The organism is Micromonospora andamanensis, assembly GCF_016863495.1.
GTDB classification, from domain to species: domain Bacteria; phylum Actinomycetota; class Actinomycetes; order Mycobacteriales; family Micromonosporaceae; genus Micromonospora; species Micromonospora andamanensis.
Map to the genome: position 1 here is coordinate 54,761 of NZ_BOOZ01000018.1, position 16,896 is coordinate 71,656.

The 16,896-nt window shown below is 71.9% G+C and carries 15 protein-coding genes; all 15 read right to left on the minus strand.

What is annotated here, in order from left to right; translation table 11 throughout:
* Nucleotides 1-70: 70 nt before the first annotated feature.
* Nucleotides 71-565 (minus strand): shikimate kinase, encoded by a 495-nt coding sequence (locus Van01_RS17090; protein WP_204008312.1) that lies wholly within the window; start codon nt 563-565, stop codon nt 71-73.
* A gap of 17 nt (nt 566-582) precedes the next feature.
* Nucleotides 583-1,761, minus strand: coding sequence for a chorismate synthase (aroC, locus tag Van01_RS17095; RefSeq protein WP_204008160.1), 1,179 nt, complete (start codon nt 1,759-1,761; stop codon nt 583-585).
* Between the two features lie 122 nt (nt 1,762-1,883).
* A complete protein-coding gene (locus Van01_RS17100) occupies nt 1,884-2,804 on the minus strand; it encodes a glycosyltransferase family 2 protein (RefSeq protein ID WP_204008162.1) in 921 nt (306 codons plus the stop codon).
* On the minus strand, nt 2,801-3,376 hold the full coding sequence (locus Van01_RS17105; protein ID WP_204008315.1) for a glycosyltransferase: 576 nt from the start codon (nt 3,374-3,376) through the stop codon (nt 2,801-2,803). The genes Van01_RS17100 and Van01_RS17105 overlap by 4 nt, the downstream gene beginning before the upstream one ends.
* Before the next feature lie 119 nt (nt 3,377-3,495).
* Nucleotides 3,496-3,978 (minus strand): glycosyltransferase family protein, encoded by a 483-nt coding sequence (locus Van01_RS17110; protein WP_204008164.1) that lies wholly within the window; start codon nt 3,976-3,978, stop codon nt 3,496-3,498.
* Between the two features lie 32 nt (nt 3,979-4,010).
* On the minus strand, nt 4,011-5,261 hold the full coding sequence (locus Van01_RS17115; RefSeq protein WP_204008166.1) for a hypothetical protein: 1,251 nt from the start codon (nt 5,259-5,261) through the stop codon (nt 4,011-4,013).
* Nucleotides 5,258-6,160 carry a sulfotransferase domain-containing protein gene (locus Van01_RS17120; protein WP_204008168.1) on the minus strand — a complete coding sequence of 301 codons (903 nt, stop codon included), beginning with the start codon at nt 6,158-6,160 and terminating at the stop codon, nt 5,258-5,260. The genes Van01_RS17115 and Van01_RS17120 overlap by 4 nt, the downstream gene beginning before the upstream one ends.
* Before the next feature lie 7 nt (nt 6,161-6,167).
* Nucleotides 6,168-7,754, minus strand: a complete 1,587-nt coding sequence (locus Van01_RS17125) for a lipopolysaccharide biosynthesis protein (RefSeq protein ID WP_204008170.1) — start codon at nt 7,752-7,754, stop codon at nt 6,168-6,170.
* Nucleotides 7,751-8,986: an O-antigen ligase family protein gene (locus tag Van01_RS17130; protein WP_239099130.1), complete on the minus strand. Its 1,236-nt coding sequence runs from the start codon at nt 8,984-8,986 to the stop codon at nt 7,751-7,753. The genes Van01_RS17125 and Van01_RS17130 overlap by 4 nt, the downstream gene beginning before the upstream one ends.
* A 114-nt stretch (nt 8,987-9,100) precedes the next feature.
* Entirely contained in the window at nt 9,101-10,708 is a 1,608-nt protein-coding gene (locus tag Van01_RS17135; RefSeq protein WP_204008174.1) for a lipopolysaccharide biosynthesis protein, read from the minus strand.
* Complete coding sequence (locus Van01_RS17140) at nt 10,701-11,243, minus strand: acyltransferase (RefSeq protein WP_204008176.1); 543 nt, start codon at nt 11,241-11,243, stop codon at nt 10,701-10,703. Before Van01_RS17140 ends, Van01_RS17135 begins: the two co-directional genes overlap by 8 nt.
* A gap of 93 nt (nt 11,244-11,336) precedes the next feature.
* Complete coding sequence (locus tag Van01_RS17145; RefSeq protein ID WP_373306268.1) at nt 11,337-13,337, minus strand: hypothetical protein; 2,001 nt, start codon at nt 13,335-13,337, stop codon at nt 11,337-11,339.
* Between the two features lie 179 nt (nt 13,338-13,516).
* Nucleotides 13,517-15,229, minus strand: coding sequence for a glycosyl hydrolase (locus tag Van01_RS17150; RefSeq protein WP_204008181.1), 1,713 nt, complete (start codon nt 15,227-15,229; stop codon nt 13,517-13,519).
* A 292-nt stretch (nt 15,230-15,521) separates the two neighbouring features.
* The gene (locus Van01_RS17155; RefSeq protein WP_204008318.1) at nt 15,522-15,716 is read right to left on the minus strand and encodes a DUF397 domain-containing protein; all 195 of its coding nucleotides are present in this window, start codon (nt 15,714-15,716) and stop codon (nt 15,522-15,524) included.
* On the minus strand, nt 15,713-16,531 hold the full coding sequence (locus Van01_RS17160; protein ID WP_204008183.1) for a helix-turn-helix domain-containing protein: 819 nt from the start codon (nt 16,529-16,531) through the stop codon (nt 15,713-15,715). Before Van01_RS17160 ends, Van01_RS17155 begins: the two co-directional genes overlap by 4 nt.
* Nucleotides 16,532-16,896 lie beyond the last annotated feature (365 nt).

Genomic DNA, 16,896 nt, shown 5'->3' on the forward strand with positions numbered 1-16,896 from the left:
CCGGCTGCCCGAGGGGTGGAACAACGTTTAGCGCTCGGTACAGCGGGCACGGGCAGCCGGGAGCCCAGCGCTACGGCTTGAGCAGGGCGACGATCTCGGCGACGATCTCGTCGGGAGTGCGCCCGTCGGTGACCACAGTGGCGGTGGCGACCTCGGCGTACAGCGGTCGGCGCTGGTCCATCAGGTGCTTGAGGGTGGCCCGGGGGTTGATCGCCAGCAGCGGCCGGCCGGCGCCGAGGCCGACCCGCTTGACCGCGTCCGGCAGCTCGACGGAAAGGTGCACCACCCGGTGACCGACAAGCGCGGCCCGGTTCTCCTCGGCCAGCACCGCGCCGCCGCCGAGGGCCAGCACCCCGGAGCAGGACGCCAGCGCCGCTGCCACGGCCGCCCGTTCGAGGGTACGGAAGTGCTCCTCCCCCTCGTCGACGAAGATCTCCGGGATCGGCTTGCCGGCCAGGCGTTCGATGTCCGCGTCGGTGTCCCGGAACTCGACGTCCAGCGCTTGCGCCAGGCTCTGCCCGATCGTGGTCTTGCCCGAGCCGGGCGCGCCGACAAGCACGCACATCGGCCGGGTCGGACCGGTCACCGGATCACCAGCGCGTCGAGGTAGCCGGCCAGGTTGCGGCGCATCTCGGCGACCGAGTCACCGCCGAACTTCTCCACCGCCGCCTCCGCCAGCACCAGCGCCACCATCGCCTCGGCGACCACGGCGGCGGCCGGTACCGCGCAGACGTCGGAACGCTGGTTGATGGCGGTGGCCGGCTCACCTGTCGTCACGTCCACCGTGGCCAGCGCCCGGTTCAACGAGGAGATCGGCTTCATCGCCGCCTTCACCCGCAGCGGCTCGCCTGTGGTGATGCCGCCCTCCAGGCCACCGGCCCGGTCGGTGACCCGACGGACGCCGGTGGCGGTCGGCATGATCTCGTCGTGCGCCTCGGAGCCCCGGGACCGGGCCTGCTGCCAGCCGTCGCCGATCTCCACGCCCTTGATCGCCTGAATCGACATCAACGCGGTGGCCAGCCGGGCGTCGAGCTTGCGGTCCCACTGCACGTGGCTGCCCAGACCCGGCGGTACGCCGTACGCCAGCACCTCGACCACCCCACCGAGGGTGTCGGCGGCCTTCTTCGCGGCGTCGACCTCGGCGACCATCCGGGCGCTGGCCTCCGGGTCCAGGCAGCGCAGCGGGTCGGCGTCGATGCGCTCGGCGTCCTCCGGGCGGGGCCGCAGCCCCGGTTTGACGGCGACCGGGCCCAGCTCCACCACGTGCGAGACGATCTCGATGCCAAGGGCCTGCTTCACCAGCGCCTTGGCCACCGTGCCGACGGCGACCCGGGCGGCGGTCTCCCGCGCGCTGGCCCGCTCCAGGATCGGCCGGGCATCGGTGTGGCCGTACTTCTGCATGCCGGCCAGGTCGGCGTGGCCCGGCCGGGGACGGGTCAGCGGCGCGTTGCGGGCCTGCCGGGCCAACTCGTCGGGGTCGACCGGGTCGGCGGCCATCACGGTGCGCCACTTGGGCCACTCGGAGTTGCCGACCCGGACGGCGACCGGGCTGCCCAGCGTCACCCCGTGCCGCAGGCCGCCGATGATCTCGATCTCGTCCTGCTCGAAGGCCATCCGGGCCCCCCGGCCGTAGCCGAGCCGGCGGCGGGCCAACTCCCCGGCGATCTCGGTGGAGGTCACCTCGACACCGGCCGGCACCCCCTCCAGCAACGCGACGAGAGCGGGCCCGTGTGATTCCCCTGCGGTCAACCAGCGCAACACAGCCATGAGTCTGTCACGCCCGGTGTACGCCACCCCGCGCCGCCCGCCGCGTCCCGCCCTACGGACGCGCCGCCCGGCCCGGACCCGAGCGCACGCGCGGCCCGGGCCCGAGCGGGCGATGGTCAGATGCCCCGGCCGCGCCGGTGCAGGGTGCGCAGCACCGTGTCGGCGCGGACCACCCGCCCGGCAACCGCCAGGGCCAGGTACGCCCGGGGTTCGCGTGGGTTGCGCCGGATGGTCCGCCGGGCCCAGCGCACCGCGCCCCGGGAGTCACCCGACGCGGCGTGGGCGAAGGCGATCTGCCCGGTGACCCGGGCCTGCCCGGCCGGCTGGCTGGCGAACTCGGGATAGCGGTCCAGCAGCCACTGCAACGCCTCGGAGATGGTGTCCCACCGCTGGGCGAAGTACGACCGCTTGTGCCAGCGCACCAGCACGTACGGGGTGCGCAGGTTGACAAGTGGGGCGCTACGGGCGGCCCGGAGCAGGAACTCGTAGTCCTCGGCGTAGCTGCCCGGGATCTCCTCGTCGACGAGCCCGAACCCGTCGCGCAGCGCCGCCGCCCGGATCACGAATGTCGACGGGTGCAGCTCGGTCATCCGGTCACGCAGCAGCTCGGACAGGCTGATCGAGTCGCGGTCCAGCACCCGCTCGACGGTGTGCCCGTCGTAGCTGACCCGGATGCCGCAGCTGACGAATTCGGCACCGGGCACCGCGTTCAGGGCGTCGACCTGGGCGCTCAGCTTGCCGGGCAGCCACTCGTCGTCGTCGTCGCAGAAGGCGATCAGCTCACCGGTGGCGGCCAGGGTGCCCGTGTTGCGGGCGCCGGCAAGGCCCGGGGTGCGGACGTTGGTGACCACCCGCACCTGCCGGTCCGGGGTGGCCAGGTCGGTGAGCGTCGGGTCCGGTTCGGACTGGTCGTACACCACGACCACCTCGACCGGCGCCGGATAGTCCTGCGCGACGATGGCCCGTACCGCGGCCCGCAGCAGCTCCGGCCGGTTGCGGGTGGGCACGACGGCGCTCACGCTCGGGTACGGGGTCACGGCTTCCGCCTTCCGTTCGGGCCGGGTCCGCGCCACGGCCGCCACCACTGTCGGTGGTGCCGCTGCGCGGCGGCGGCCACCAGGTCCTCGACGATCACTCCCACCCGCCGCACCGCGGCACGCCGCCCGTCGGCCGCACCGGCGTCCACCGCCACGGTGAACCGGGCGCGGTCCGCCAGACCGGCGGTCAGGCTGTCCAGCAGCTCCTGCCGGGACTCGCAGAGCGCCACCAGGCCGGCCGCGCCGAGCCGGCGGGCGAACAACAGCTGATGGTCGTCGACGTGCTCACCACGGGTCGGGTCGCGGGGCACCACGATAGGCAGGTGCCCATGCCGGCGGGCCTCCAGGATGGTGGCCGGCCCACCGTGGCAGACGACCAGGTCGGCGCGGGCCATCGCGGCCTGCAGGTCGGCGTGGCCGAGGAACGGCACCGCGTCGGGCAGGTCGTCGGCGCGGGTGTGCCCGTGCTGCACGGTCAGCACGACCTCACCGCCGACCGTGCCGTGCCACTGGGTCAGCCAGCTCACCAACCTGTCGAACGGATGCTTGTCGGTGCCGACGGCCACCAGCACCCGCGGCCGGCCGTCGGGGCGCGGCTCGCGCGGCTCCGGTACGCGTACCGTCGGCTCCTCGGGGGCCGGGCGGGGCCGCACCGGCGTGGCCCGGTGCCCGTCGCCGGGCGCGTCGCCGCTCACAGCAGCGTCCCCACGACTGTGGCCTCCGGGTACTGGCGGCGCTGCTCCTCCCACTGCACGAGCATCGCCGACAGGAACGGGCGGCACAGCCGGGCGGTGAGCGTCGGCGTGTCGATCCGGTCGTAGACCTCGATGTAGACGGTCGGGATGCGGCGCAGCCGGGCGAGCACCACGAACGGCACCGCCACGCCCGCGCCGGTGGTGACCACCGCGGCGACCCGCCGCCCACGCAGCACCCGGGCGGCCAACCACGCGTTGCGTAGCAGGTTGCCCAGGTGGCGGGTGGTGGGATGGTACGCCGGGACGACGTCCTCCCCGGCGAGCAGCGACAGCGCCTCCGGCGTGTCGAAGGTGACCCAGCATCGTCGCCAGGTTTCGTACCAGGGCCGCAGCGCCAGCAACTGCGCCAGGTGCCCTCCGCTCGAACCGACGAGCAGCAGCACCGGCTGCTGGTCGGCTCCCTCGATGGTGTTGTCCACGCGACTCCCCACAAGTCCGCTTGACGTGTCGGTCAGCTGTGTCGTTTCTCGATGGTGTCCAACAGGGCGGGATGCAGCGCCGGGTTCCAGCCGGCACCGGCGTCCGCCAGCCGCCAGGTCCGCAGCCACATCTCCAGCAGGTAGGCATCGGCCACCAGCCGCTGCCGTGCCCGGTCCAGTCCCAGCGCGTCGCCGTGCCGGTCCAGCCACGCGTCGACCTGCCGCGCCGCCTCGGCGGCCGGTTCACCGCGCAGCACGAGCGCGCGTTGGAACGCGTCGTGGGCCAGGTCGAACCCGACGGGCACCTCCGGCCCGCTGTGCTCCCAGTCCCAGGCGATCAGGTCCCCGCCGTGCCGGCCGAGGTTCCACGGCACCCAGTCGCCGTGCCAGTGGCCGAACTCGACGGCGACGTCGCCGTGCCGGCGGGCCAGGCCCGCGACGGCCGCCGACGCACGCTCACCGACGGTGTCGGCGGCGCACCGCGCCTGCTCGGTCAACCGGGTCAGGAACGGTGAGCCGGCCAGCGGCCGGACCGACGCCTGTGGACCGCCCCGCCGGGCCACCGCGAGCAGCGCCGCGAGGTCGGGCGGTGTGTCGACGGGAACGCCACGGATCCGGGCCGGCAGCGGCTCGACCACCGCCACCGTCTGCCCGGCCCACGCGAACGTGGTGAGCAGCCGGGTGGTGCCGGGGTGTCCGGCCGTCCCGGCCAGCCCGGCCACCTCCCGCAGCGCCGCGGCTTCGGCGGCGACAAGCGCCCGGGTCGCCCCGTTCCAGCCGATCTTCGCATAGCCGCGCGGCTCACCTCGGCCGTTGAACAGTTGCAGCGTCGGCTTGTGGTTCGGGTCCGGTGGGCGTACCCCGCAGGCCGCGTGCACGGGGGCGCCGAGTTCGGCACCGACCCGCTCGGCGAGCAGCACCTCCGCCGGGTCCAGCCCGACCGGCACCGCCACGGTGAGCACCGGAAAGGGGGCCCGGTCCACCGCGCCGACCCGGGCCGCCACGCCGAGCACCGCCCGCACCGCCCGCAGTTTCGCCGGCCGCAGGGCGTTGTACGACAGCAGTGCCGCCGCGGCGACCCGGGGGCAGCCCAGCGGCAGCAGGAACCGCGCCCGGGCCACCGACGGCACCACCGCGTACCGGGCCACCACTGTGTGCCCGCCCGGCGGGTCGGCGTTCACGGTCACCGCGACCCGGGAGTCGGAGAAGACCGCCCGGGTGACCCAGCCCAGCCCGTCGTCGCGGCATCGAGGGTCGTCCGCGGTGGTCGCCGAGGCGGTCACGCGACCCGGTCCGGCCAGTCGAGCCGCAACCCCAGCCGCTGCCGCAACGCCTCGTTGTGCGGGCGGTAGTAGGCCGTCAGCTCGGCGCGCAGCGCCGGCTCCAGCGGTGCGGAGCGCCTGTCGTTGTAGACCTTGAAGTCGGACAGATCGAACGTGGGCAGACCGAGGAAGTCCAGGGTGCGCTGGTAGGTCGCCCGCGCGTCGGCGTACAGCTCCTCGCTGGGCAGGAAGAGGATCTGGCTGCGGTCGAAGCGCTCCAGCCACGGTTGCAGGTGCTCCAGGTACCGGCCCCGCGCCCGGTAGGTGTACCAGTCGTAGGGCTCGCTGAAGTAGTCCGGCTCGGCGATCAGCCGTTCCCGCTCCCCCGCCGTACGCTCCGCCTCGGCGGCCAGCGCGGCGGCGAAGTCGAGCGGCTCCACACCGTTGGTCCGCCGCTCCTTCCAGTGCGAGTAGGCCCGCTCCACCGGGTCGCGCAGCAGCACGATCAGCCGTACCGAGGGCATCAGCGCGGAGACCCGTTCGGCGGCCAGCGGATGGAACATGTACAGCGGGGCGGCCTCACCGACGCGGACCGGGCCGCCGTGGCGGTTCTCCAGCGCCTCCCGCTGCCGCAGGGTCGGGAAGTGCGAGCGGTACCACGCCTCGCCACGGCTCCAGTGCTCCTCGAAGTAGTGCGAGGACTTCGTGTTCCAGGCGGGGAAGAGCCGGGGCACCAGCGGATGCTGGATCAGGTAGTTCCACAGTGAGGTGGTGCCGCCGCGCTTGGTGCCGATGATGAGGAAGTCCGGCAACGGCCGGCGGTCGCTGGTGCATACCCCGTAGTCGACGAGGCTTTCCCGTACCCGGTTCGTCACCTGGGTCGGCACCAACTGCTTCACCCGGTCGCGAATGGACGACACGACGAACTCACCTGCCCTTCGATGTCCGTGGCGGGTCGCCGGCCGGCGACCCGCCACGGATCTGCACCATGGTCACCCGGATGCCGCGTCGCACCCGGGACAACGTCAACAAGCCGACGCAGACGACGGCGAGTGTCGCCACCGCGAGCACGAGTCCCGCGATGCCGCGTCCGGCCACCGACAGCCCGGCCACCGCCGCCAGCCCGACCCCCGCCACGGTGGCCGCAGCCGAGGCCAGCATCCGGGTGTCCACAAGGGGTTGGCGCACCACCAGCCGGGCGAAGGTGGCCGCGCCGACGTTCTCGGTCACGATGCCGGCGGCCCAGGCCACCGCCGCGCCTGTCGCCCCGTGGTCGGGGATCAACGCCAGTCCACCGCCGACGGTGACCAGCAGCCCGGCCAGTGCCGCGGCCAGGTGCAGCCCGCTGCGCCCGCCCATCAGCAGCAGGCTCTGCACGTTGCCGACCCCGGTGTTGACGAGCATCGCCACGGCGAGCACCGTCATCGCGGCGGCGCCGGTGGTGAACTCCGGGCCGAACAGCGCCAGGAAGGCCGGTGCGAAGACGGCGAGCAGCAGGTACACCGGCCAGGAGAGGACCAGCCCCCAGCTGGTCAGCTGCCGGTGCACCGCTGCGGCGGCGGCCCGCTCGCCCCGGCCGAGCAGCCGCGACAGTTGCGGTGCGACCGCCACCCGCAGCCCCTGCATGGCGAGTTGACCAGCGAGGACGTAACGGCCGACGGCACCGAAGACACCGGCGTCGGCCGGGCTGGCCAGGGCCGAGGTGAGCAGCACGCCGATCCACATGCTGCCCGCGTCGATCGCCGCCGACGCGGCGCGGGGCAGCGCGAACCGCCAGAACGTGGACCAGTCGCCGCGCTGCGGACGCAGTTGGGCGCCGGCGCCCACCCCGAGCGGCCCGGCGACCAGGATCAGGCAGACCAGCAGCGCCAGGGCGGCGGGCACCAGCCAGCCGGTCATCCCCGCCAGCAGCCCGCCACCGGCGAGCAGCGCCGCACCGACGAGCAGCGGCCGGGCGACCGGCAGCAGCAGGAACTGCACCGACACGTAGGCCCGCATCGGGCGTACGCAGCGCACGACGGCCAGCAGCAGGTTCATCGCGACCACCACGGGCACCGCCGCGAAGGTCACCACCAGCAGTGGCCCACCCGCCGGGCCCAGCAGCCGGCCGGCGAGCGGCCCGGCGATCACCGCCCCACCCACCGCCACCAGTACGGCGACAAGCAACGGTGGGATCAGGGCGACCGGCAGCACCCGAGCGGCGTCGCCGGTCGCGCCGGCCCGCCGCCGGGGCAGCGCCCAGATCAGGCCGGTCTCCGCACCGAGGGTGCAGATCGCGGCGGCGACCGTCACCACGCCGATCGCGGCGAAGAACGCGCCCGCTCCGGTGGTGCCGTAGCCGCGGGTGATGACCACCGCGAGCACGAAGCCGAACAGGCCGCTGGTCGCCGCGCCGAGCAGCCCGGCCACTCCGCTGCGGGTGCTGCGGCGGGTCTCGGCCCCGTCGTCGACCGCCGCCGCACCAGGCGTACGCCCCGGTCCCTCCCCCGTGGGAGGGCTGGTGATCGCCGTCATGCCGGCACCACCGTCGCCGGCCGTGCCGGACCGCCCGGCGGGCCCCGGCGTTCCCGTTCGGCGAGGGCCAACGCGAAGGCCACCGCGAAGAAGGCCACCGAGAGGTTCTGGTTGGCCATCCCGTAGAAGGGCACCTGCACCAGGCAGATCACCGGGACCACGGAGAGCCACTGCCCGGCGGCCGATCGGCCCCGGGCGCAGATCAGCGCGGCGGCGACGAACCAGGCCAGGAAGCACAGCAGCGCCGGTACGCCGTGGCTGAACAGCACCATCCACAGCTGCCCCTGGGTGCCGATCGGGGCGTCGGCGGAGACGGTGTCCACCTCCATCGGCGCGCCGTACCCCAGCCAGGGCGAATCACCCACCCGGCGCAGCACCTCGGTGTAGAGGGAGAGCCGGTCGGTGTTGGTGTCGCTGGATTCGACCCGGTTGCCGATCATCTCGGCGACCGGGATGAACAGGCTGGCGACACCGCCGAGCACCACCATCCCGGCGATCGACGCGGCCACCCGGGTGTTGCCGCGCAGCGCCGCGCGCACCCCGAGCACGCCCAGGCCGACGCCAAGGCTGAGGAACATCGCGCGGTTGAGCGTGAGGAACGCCGGGACCAGCGACACCGGCAGCGACGCCAGCACCGCCCAGCGCAGCAGGCCACGCCGCCGCAGCATGGTGTACGCGACCACGCACGGCAACGTCATCGCGTACGCGCTGCCGTAGTTGTTCGTGTACGCGTACGGTGCCGCCGGCCGGTAGATCGGGTTGAGCGACCGGGCGCTGTACTCCGCGGTGTTCAGGTGCACCATGTCGCTGATGAACGGCACCCCGGACACGCCGGACGGCAGCAGCGCCTCGACCGGGGTGGTCAGCTCGAAGCGTGGCATCAGCACGCCGAGCCACCCGAGGGCGACCAGCCCGAACCAGAACGCGCACAGCGGCACCAGCACGGCGGCCTGGTCGGGGCGTTCCCGGGCGACGGTGTAGACGTAGACCGCGACGACGAGCGCGGTGAGGTAGAACGCCAGCCGCAGCACGAAGGTCGGCAGTGAGGTGGGTGACGCCAGCCGGCTCGCGCTGGCCACCGCGATGGCCAGGAACAGCAACCAGATCCCGGTGGCGGGCGGCAGCGGCACCCGGCCGCGGGTGGCCAGCAAGGTGAACAGCAGCGCACCCAGCAGCGGCCAGCCGAGGTAGAAGCCACCGGCCACCCACCAGAGTGGGACGAGCCCGAACATCGCTGCCAGCGGCCACAGCGGCAGTCGGGGCGGCACGGCCGGCGCGGGCGGGGTGACAGCGCCGGCCGGTAGCGGCGGCTCGGTGGTCGCCGGGGCGCGGGTGACCGGCACGCGTCAGCTCCGCCCGCTGCGGCACAGCACGAACCCCAGCGGGTTGACCCCGGCCGCTCGCAGCCGCTCGGCGAGTCGGCGCAGGTCGGCCTGACGGGTGCGGTCGCGTTCGACCACCACCACGGCGGTGCCCTGCCGGGCCACCGCCACACCCCGCTCGTCGGCCTCGGCCGGCGGGGCGTTGTACAGCACGAGGCGCTGGTCGGCGCCCTGCCGCCAGGTGCCGAACCGCACCGTGCCGGCTCCCACCACCACCTGTTCGTCAGCGGTGGCCCGGCCGTTCTCGGTGCGGCCGACGGTCTTGGCGACGCGGGGCAGGGTGAGCGTGGCCTCCGGGTCGGTCGAGGGTCGTGCGCCGACCGGATGGGGGGAGGGACGTCGGGTGATGACCTCGGTGGGACCGTCGTCGGCGTCGACGTCGGTGGGGGCGGTGCGGGGTTTCGGTACGACCGGCCGGGTCGGGTCGATGCCCGCCGGCAGCCGTTCCCGGTCGGCGAGCACCGCGGCCCGCAGCCGGTCGGCCCGGCCGCTGTCGTCGGCGACGAACACCTCCCGGCCGGCGACGGCGAGGGCGACGGCGAGCCCTGCGGTGATCGCGGTGGCGTCCTCCCGGGCGGTCACCACTGCCACCCGGGCGGGCTGGCGCACCCGCTCGGCGACGGCCATCGCGACGTAGCGCACGTCGGCGTCGACCGCCCGGCCGCGCAGCCCGGTGCGGCGCACGGTGCCCAGCAGCGGCAGGCCGGTGCTGTCCCGGGCATCGGCCACGCTGCGGATACGCCTGTCCACCGACTCCCACAGGAAGGCGAGCACCAGCCCGATCACCGTTCCACCGAGCAGCCCACCGGCCAGCAGCAGCGTCGAACTGCCGGCCGTGGTGGCCAGCGCCTGCTCGGCGCTGCGGGTGACCCAGCCCGGGTTGACGTCGACCGCGGCGATCTCGGTGCGGGCGGAGCTGAGCTGGGTGAGCTGGTTGTTGATCCCGGCGAGTTCGGCGACCGCGGCGTCGGCGGCGGAGCTGTCCCGGGCGTTGTTGATCCTGCGTTGCACGGTGTTCCGCTGGGCGATGATCTTCTCGATGCTCTCGTCGTACGACCGCAGCATCTCCTCGCGTTGCTTCTCGTACATGCCGCGCCGGATGTCCAGGTAGCTCTGCGCCGCCAGGTTGGCGCCGGCCACCGCCCGGTCGGCGTCACCGGCCTGGTAGATGAAGCGCAGGATCTGGCCGCCCGCCGGCACCTCGACCTCCAGGGCGTCCCGGACCGTCCGCTGGTCCGAGTCGAACGCGTCGGCGAGCTTCGCCACGACCTCGGTGCCGGTGGCGATCCCGCTCTCCACGTTCATGTTCACCGCCCGGTCGGCGGCGGCGCCGCTGGGCGTGAAGGCGTCGGTGACCACCGGCCGAACCGCCACCACCGCGTTCGCCGTCACCGCGGCCGGTGCCAGCAGCACGTAGCCGAGCGCGGCGAGCAGTCCACAGAGGGCCGCCGCCGTGACCAACCGGATCCGGTGCAGTGGCACCCGCACCATGTCGGTGATCGTGACGCTGCGGGTCGGGGCGGTGGCGGCTTGGCCGTCGCCGGTCCACACGCTGGGTGCGGCATCAGTCATGGAACTTCTTCGCTATCTGTTGTGGATTGCCGATCACCACGACCCCCGGTGGCACATCGGCGCGGACCACTGTCGCGGCACCCACGACGCTGTCCCGGCCGATCCGCACACCCTTCATGACCAGGGCGTGCGCGCCGATCCACACGTTGTCCTCGACGGTTATCGGCGCTCGGGTGGCCGCTGTGGGCGGATCGTGACGGCGGTCGGGGGCCAGGTTGTGGAAGTCGTTGTCGAGCAGTTCGCAGTCCGACAGCAGGCACCGGTCACCGATGGTCACCGAGGTCCAGGTGCCGATCCAGGTCGCGTTGAGCAGGCAGTTCGCGCCGACGCGTACCTCACCGGGCCCGGCGAAGCGGACCAGCTTGTTCACCCGGGTGTGCTCGCCGATGCTGACCCGTACGCCGCGTCGCAGCCGGATCCGGCCCCGGATCTCCACCCCCTCGCCCAGGTGCAGGCGCGGGTAGCGCAGCCGGTACCAGCCACGCTTGACCGCGAAGACGGTACGCACGACGAGTCCCCGTCGGATGCCGGTCAAGGAGCCTCCCCACCTTCCTCGGGTCGACGACGGGAAACCCGACGCCGACCCGAGGTGAACAAAATACCGAGGATTCGTTACGAACGGTGAACGCTACTGCACTGAAAAGAACATCGACGCGGTCGACCAGGTAAGCTCCGGCGTCTGCTCCGCGATGAGCGTCGACGTGGCACCGTCGACGGCGGCGGTGGGCGCCAGAGTCGGGTCGAACGGCACGCTGCGCAGCGACCCGTTCGTCGCCCCGTAGACGATCTGCCCGTCCACCCAGGCCATCCCGCGCACCGCGGACCAGGTCACGCCCGTGGTCGGCAGGACGAACTCGGTGGCGCCCAGGTAGCCGCCGTCGATCTCGAAGTAGCGGTAGTACAGGTTGTTGGCGCCGCTGCGGGTGTAGTACAGCCGACCGTCGAGATAGAACGCGCCAGTCAACAGTGCCGGGTTGTACCAGTCGTTGTACCCGGACGCCTCCCAGGGCTCACCGATCGTCGTCCCGTTGAACAGTGAGATGTCGATGCGGCTGCCGGTCGGTGTCCCGGCCACCGCGTGGGACCAGAAGATCCGGTCGTCGACCCGCCAGGACGCGCCGGCGCCCGTGTAGTTCGGCTGGCTGACCACTGCGGCGTTTGCGGTGTCCAGGGCGCTGCCGTCGAAAGGCACCTTCGCCACCTCACCGGGGCCGACGTTCAGGTAGAGGTGGCCGCTGCTCTCCATTGGCGGATTCTTCGGGGTGATGGTCCGCCCGCCGTTCAGCGGAAACATGCCGAGCCGACCGTGGTACTCGTTGCCCATGCCGTCGGAGTTGTGCCCGAAGTAGAGCCCGTCGCTGCCCCGCCACAGCACCGGCACGGAGGAACCCCAGGAGCTGGCGCCGGAGGGCAACGCGGAGCCACCGCTGCGGCGCGGGTTCCAGTTCACCGGCATGCCGGTGGCCGGGGTGACCGCGCCGATGCCCAACCTGTCGATGGCGCCGTTGCCGGCCCGGTCGCTGGCGTTCGGGTTGTTCAGCCAGCGGAAGTGTCCGCCGAGGTAGATGATGTTGTCGGCCACCTCCACCGAGGTGATGGTGTCGTTACCCGTGAAGTTGACCCAGGTGGCGACCTGACCCGACCCCCGGTGGGCGGTCTCGAAGCGGACCAGCGCGTCGCAGTAGGCGCTCGGCCAGCCCGAACCGCCGTTGGTGCCCACGACGAACCAGGTGCCGTCACCACCGAAGCGCACGTCCTGCACGTAGTGCACGAACGTGGTCGGGTTCGCGCACGGCGCCACGAACCGCTCCGAACTCCAGTCGATGACGCTCGGCGTGCCTGTCACGTCGACAAGCGCGATCTGGTTGCGCGGCAACTCGTTGACATAGAGGAAGTTGCCGCCGACGACGAGGGTGCCGCCGTCCGGGGAGACGTCGATGGTCCAGGCGTACATGTTGGTGCCGTGCCGACCGACGCTGGTGTTGATGTTGAAGGTCGGATCGATGGCCCCGGTCGTCGCGTTCAACCTGCCGAGTCCGGCGTGCGCGGTGCCGTTGAGCCAGTTGAACGCTCCGGCCACGTAGAGCCAGTTGCCGTGCAGCACCAGGTCACGCACGGTGCCGCCGTCGGAACGACCGACCCAACTGTCGATGATCATGCCGGTGGACGGTTCAAGCGCCACCAGGTTCCGGCGGGACACGCCGTTGACATTCTTGAAGGCTCCGCCGACGATGAGCGTCCCGCCGGGGCCGGCGATGAGCGAGTTGACCGCGCCGTCGAGTACCGGCAGGAACGCCGTCGAGATCGTCCCGCTGGCCCGGTCGTACGCGAAGAGGTAGCTGCGGGCGGTCCAGGCTGAGCTGGCCGTCTGACGAATCTGGGTGAAGCTGCCCCCGACGAAGACCGTGTTTCCGATCTCGGCGAAGGCCCGAGCCTCGCCGTCGCGGGCGTGTGGGGTCTGACCGGCCGGGTTGGCCGAGACCAGGGTCGCCGGCTCGGGTACCGGCACCACGGCTGCGGACGCCGCAGTGGGCACGGCCAGTACGGCCGCGACGGTCACCAATGCGACCGCCGCGGCCCGGGTTCGATGCCGACGGGTGGAACGCCACGACAAGGAGAATCTGGGCACGCTGCGCCTCCAGAGTGGACGAGAATGCACGTAGCGTGCCCGCTCCACGCTGGAGGGCGGCATCCGCCGATTGGGCGGACGGTGGATCAGGAAACGGACAACCTCGCCGACAGTCGGATTCCCGACAGCGGTTGTGGCGGCCCGTTTCCCACGCCTCAGCTCACCTCAGTCACCTCAGCTCAGCGGCTCCCTCCGGTCGGCTGCCGCAGGTAACTGTCCCGTCCGGCGGCGGCGAATCCGGCCACTGCCGCCGCGTCCTGGTTCATCAGCATGTTGCAGGTGCTCGTCGTCTTCGTCATGCCCGCCGAGTTGAAGTAGATCGCCGCCTTGATCTTCGGGTGGGCCTTCAGCGCCGCCGGGAACTCCTCGAACCAGCGCCGTTTCGCGTTCGGGTCGGCGGCGTTCATGTTGGTGCCGAACTCGGCGAGCATCCGTGGCTTGCCCGCACCGATGCCGTTCTCGTCGAGCCACCTGTAGAAGGAACCGATCGTGGTGCTGGGACTCTTCCAGGCGGTGCTGCCGTTGCAGACGTGGAAGTTGTACGGGTCCCAGGCCACCCAGTCGACGTAGCTGTCGCCGGGGTAGAGCCCGGCGTACCTGTCGTAGTGCCCGGACCAGCCCATCATCGTCCACACCCAGACCGCGTTGTCCGCCTTGGCGTCGGCGAACCTGTCGTGCACGTACCGCCAGGCCCGGACGAAGTCCGCGTCGCTGCCCTTGGCCGGTTCGTCCTCCGGCTCGTGGTCGAAGCCGATGAAGACCGGCTGGCCGATCGCCCGGATCCGGGCGGCAACCGCGTCGATTGTCGAGTCGTACCTGCCGCTGTAGACGTCCTTCCAGGTCAGCACCGTGCCCGAGGAGAAGACCCGGCTCTCCCAGGCGAAGAACATGAGCCGCCCGTCGCGCATCTGCTGCTGCTGGAACTCGTCGGGGAAGGCGCCGTTGCTGCCGGTGTTGGAGAAGTCGTGGTAGCGGTGGACGATGTCGAACGTCCGTCCGACCTGCTTCTCCACGTCGGTCACCGCCTTGCCGTGATCCCATCCGGCGGCGGCGCTCGTCGGCGAGTACATCCCCCACCAGGCACCGCAGCCGGGGACCAGCTTCGCCGAGACCGTGCCGCACTTGCCGGAATCCGGCGGTGGCGGTGCGGTGGGGCTGGGCCGGGCGGGCGACGGACTCGCGCTCGGGGAGACGGTCGGTGAGGCCGGCGGACGACTGACGGTGGCCGTCGGCGTCGGCGTCGGCGCGACGCTGGGCGAGGCCGACGGCGGCCGGCTACCCACGCCGTCGTAGCTTATCGACAGGCGGGGACGCAGATCGGCGCTGCGGTTCTCGCCGGAGGCCCAGTAGATCCGGCTGCCCAGGCCGGCCTGGGACAGCGACAGGGTCCAGATTCCGTTGCCGGTGACCAGCCCCGAGACGTCCCACTCGTTGAATCCCTTGGTGACCCCGGTGACCGTGTCCAGTGCCGCGCCCAGTGGCGAGGGCGCCGGACGGGCCGCGCGGGCGTCGAGCCGGGACTCGTGCGCGCTCACCGTGGCGTCGAACTTCTGCCAGGCGTGCACCCGCAGTGTGGCCCGTACGTTCACCGCGTTCGCCGGCAACGTGGTCACCAGGAAGGTGAGCACCGCCTCGCGGGCACCGCGCGGGTTGCCGTCGCAGGGTGCCGCGCAGGTCGCGAGCGTCGTCTTGACGCTGTTGTCGCCGTCCTGCGGCACCGTCGTGGCGGTGGTGTCGGCCACCACCGCGATCGACAGATCGTCATCAGCCAACAGCGGCACCATTGTCGCGCCGAGCCCCAGCACCACAGTGGTGCCGATGACGCCGAGCATCACGGCCTTACGCCGGCCGCCACGATGCGGAATCAGGCGGTGCAGTCCGCGACTTGTCACGGATACTCCTCGTGTCTACGACGATAACGCTGAGCAGCGTATCCGCGTACACAACAGAGCGTGCGAATGACGGCAGGACCTAAGCGCGTCTTAAACCTCACCTAAGACACCCCTACGCCTCCCTCCCCCACCCCCCACCTCGCCCCACGCTGTTGATCATGATGTTAGCGGCAGTTCGAAGACCATCTACGCCGCCAACCTCATGATCAACGGGGTGGGTGGGTGCGGGGACGGACCTATGGATCGACGAAGGCCCCCGGCGCGGGCCAGGGGCCTTCGTGACGCGGACAGCTCAACCCGTGGGGCCGTGCTGCTTCGCCAGGTCGACGAAGGACCGCCATGTTCGCCTGTCGAACCGGAGGGTGCCACCGTCGCGGTCCTTGGTGTCGCGCACCAGCACCACGCCCGGAAGATTGTCGGCGATCTCCACGCACGACCCGCCGTTGGTGCCCGAGTAGGTCGACGTGCGCCAGTTGGCGCCGGTCACGTCCATGTCTGCGCCACTTCCTTGATCAGTTCGAGGGATTGCCTGCGCGGGAGCGCCTCACCCCGGACCGCCTCCCAGGTCCGCTGGAGGGTTGCAAGATCGTCGGTCTGGTTGACCACCTGCGCGCGCACCTGGTGGTCGAGGTGCGCCACCACCGAGCCGTCGCCGAGGGTCGCCAGGATGAAGCCGCCCTGCAAGCCAGGGTAGATCCCCGCCTCCTCGGGCACCACGAGTATCTGGACGTGCGGCAGCTCGGACATCTTGACCAGGTGTTCGAGCTGCTCCCGCATGATGTCGGGCTGCCGGTCGACCGGCCGGCGGAGCACCATCACGTCGATCACCGCCACCAGCGGCACCGGCACGTCGCGGGCGAGGATCGCCTGCCGGTCCAGGCGGGAGGCCACTCGCTGGTCGATCTCACCTGGCAGAAGCAGGCCGTTGTTCATCATGCCCCGTGCGTACGCCTCCGTCTGAAGGAGGCCGGGCACGAACGCGGGTTCGTACCAACGCAGGAGTGCGGCATCGCGCTCCAACTCGATCCATTCCCGCAGCCAGGAGGGCGTCTGCTCCAGCTTGGACAGCTCTCGCAGCATCCGGGTGAACCGGCCGTCCCCGGCCTCCGGATCGAGGGCGGAATCATGCGCGCGGTCGACAGCCAGCATGTACTCCTTTGTCGGCGGCCGTCCGCCGGTCTCGACCGAGCTGACGTGCGAGCCGGAGTAGCCGATGCCCCGGCCGAAATCGTCCTGACTCAACCCGACCTGGATGCGCAGCAGCCGCAGTTCCTCGCGTACGTAGTCGATAGCGGTGCTCATCAATTCCCCACTCCTGCCCGATCCTGCCCGCCGATTCGGCGTACCCGCCCGGTTGCCGCCGTGACATGCGCAAACGCCGTGCGCACGTATCAACGGCGGCATCGTCCTGACCAGACTGTCACACAGCGAAACCGTTCCTATCCAGACAGGGACGGGGCGGTTTCCGCACCGGGGCCGCCCGTGGACTTCCCCCGTTTCCGGGCGGCCCCATCCCCGTCGTTTGGAGGCCGATGTGCGTACCCGTGCTCCCTGGTATCAGTGCCCGACTGTGGTGTCGCCGGTGCATCCGCCGCCTGGGTGCGACTCGCGGTCGTCGGGTCGGCGTGAGCAGCAGTTGCCGCAGCGCCGTCGTGGCACGCACCTGC

What these genes read in the sequence shown, in the direction of transcription:
- Van01_RS17090 (WP_204008312.1), bottom strand. Translation starts at nt 565, where the DNA reads ATGTGCGTGCTTGTCGGCGCGCCCGGCTCGGGCAAGACCACGATCGGG.
- Van01_RS17125 (WP_204008170.1), bottom strand. Translation starts at nt 7,754, where the DNA reads ATGACGGCGATCACCAGCCCTCCCACGGGGGAGGGACCGGGGCGTACG.
- Van01_RS17130 (WP_239099130.1), bottom strand. Translation starts at nt 8,986, where the DNA reads ATGTTCGGGCTCGTCCCACTCTGGTGGGTGGCCGGTGGCTTCTACCTC.
- Van01_RS17135 (WP_204008174.1), bottom strand. Translation starts at nt 10,708, where the DNA reads ATGACTGATGCCGCACCCAGCGTGTGGACCGGCGACGGCCAAGCCGCC.
- Van01_RS17160 (WP_204008183.1), bottom strand. Translation starts at nt 16,531, where the DNA reads ATGAGCACCGCTATCGACTACGTACGCGAGGAACTGCGGCTGCTGCGC.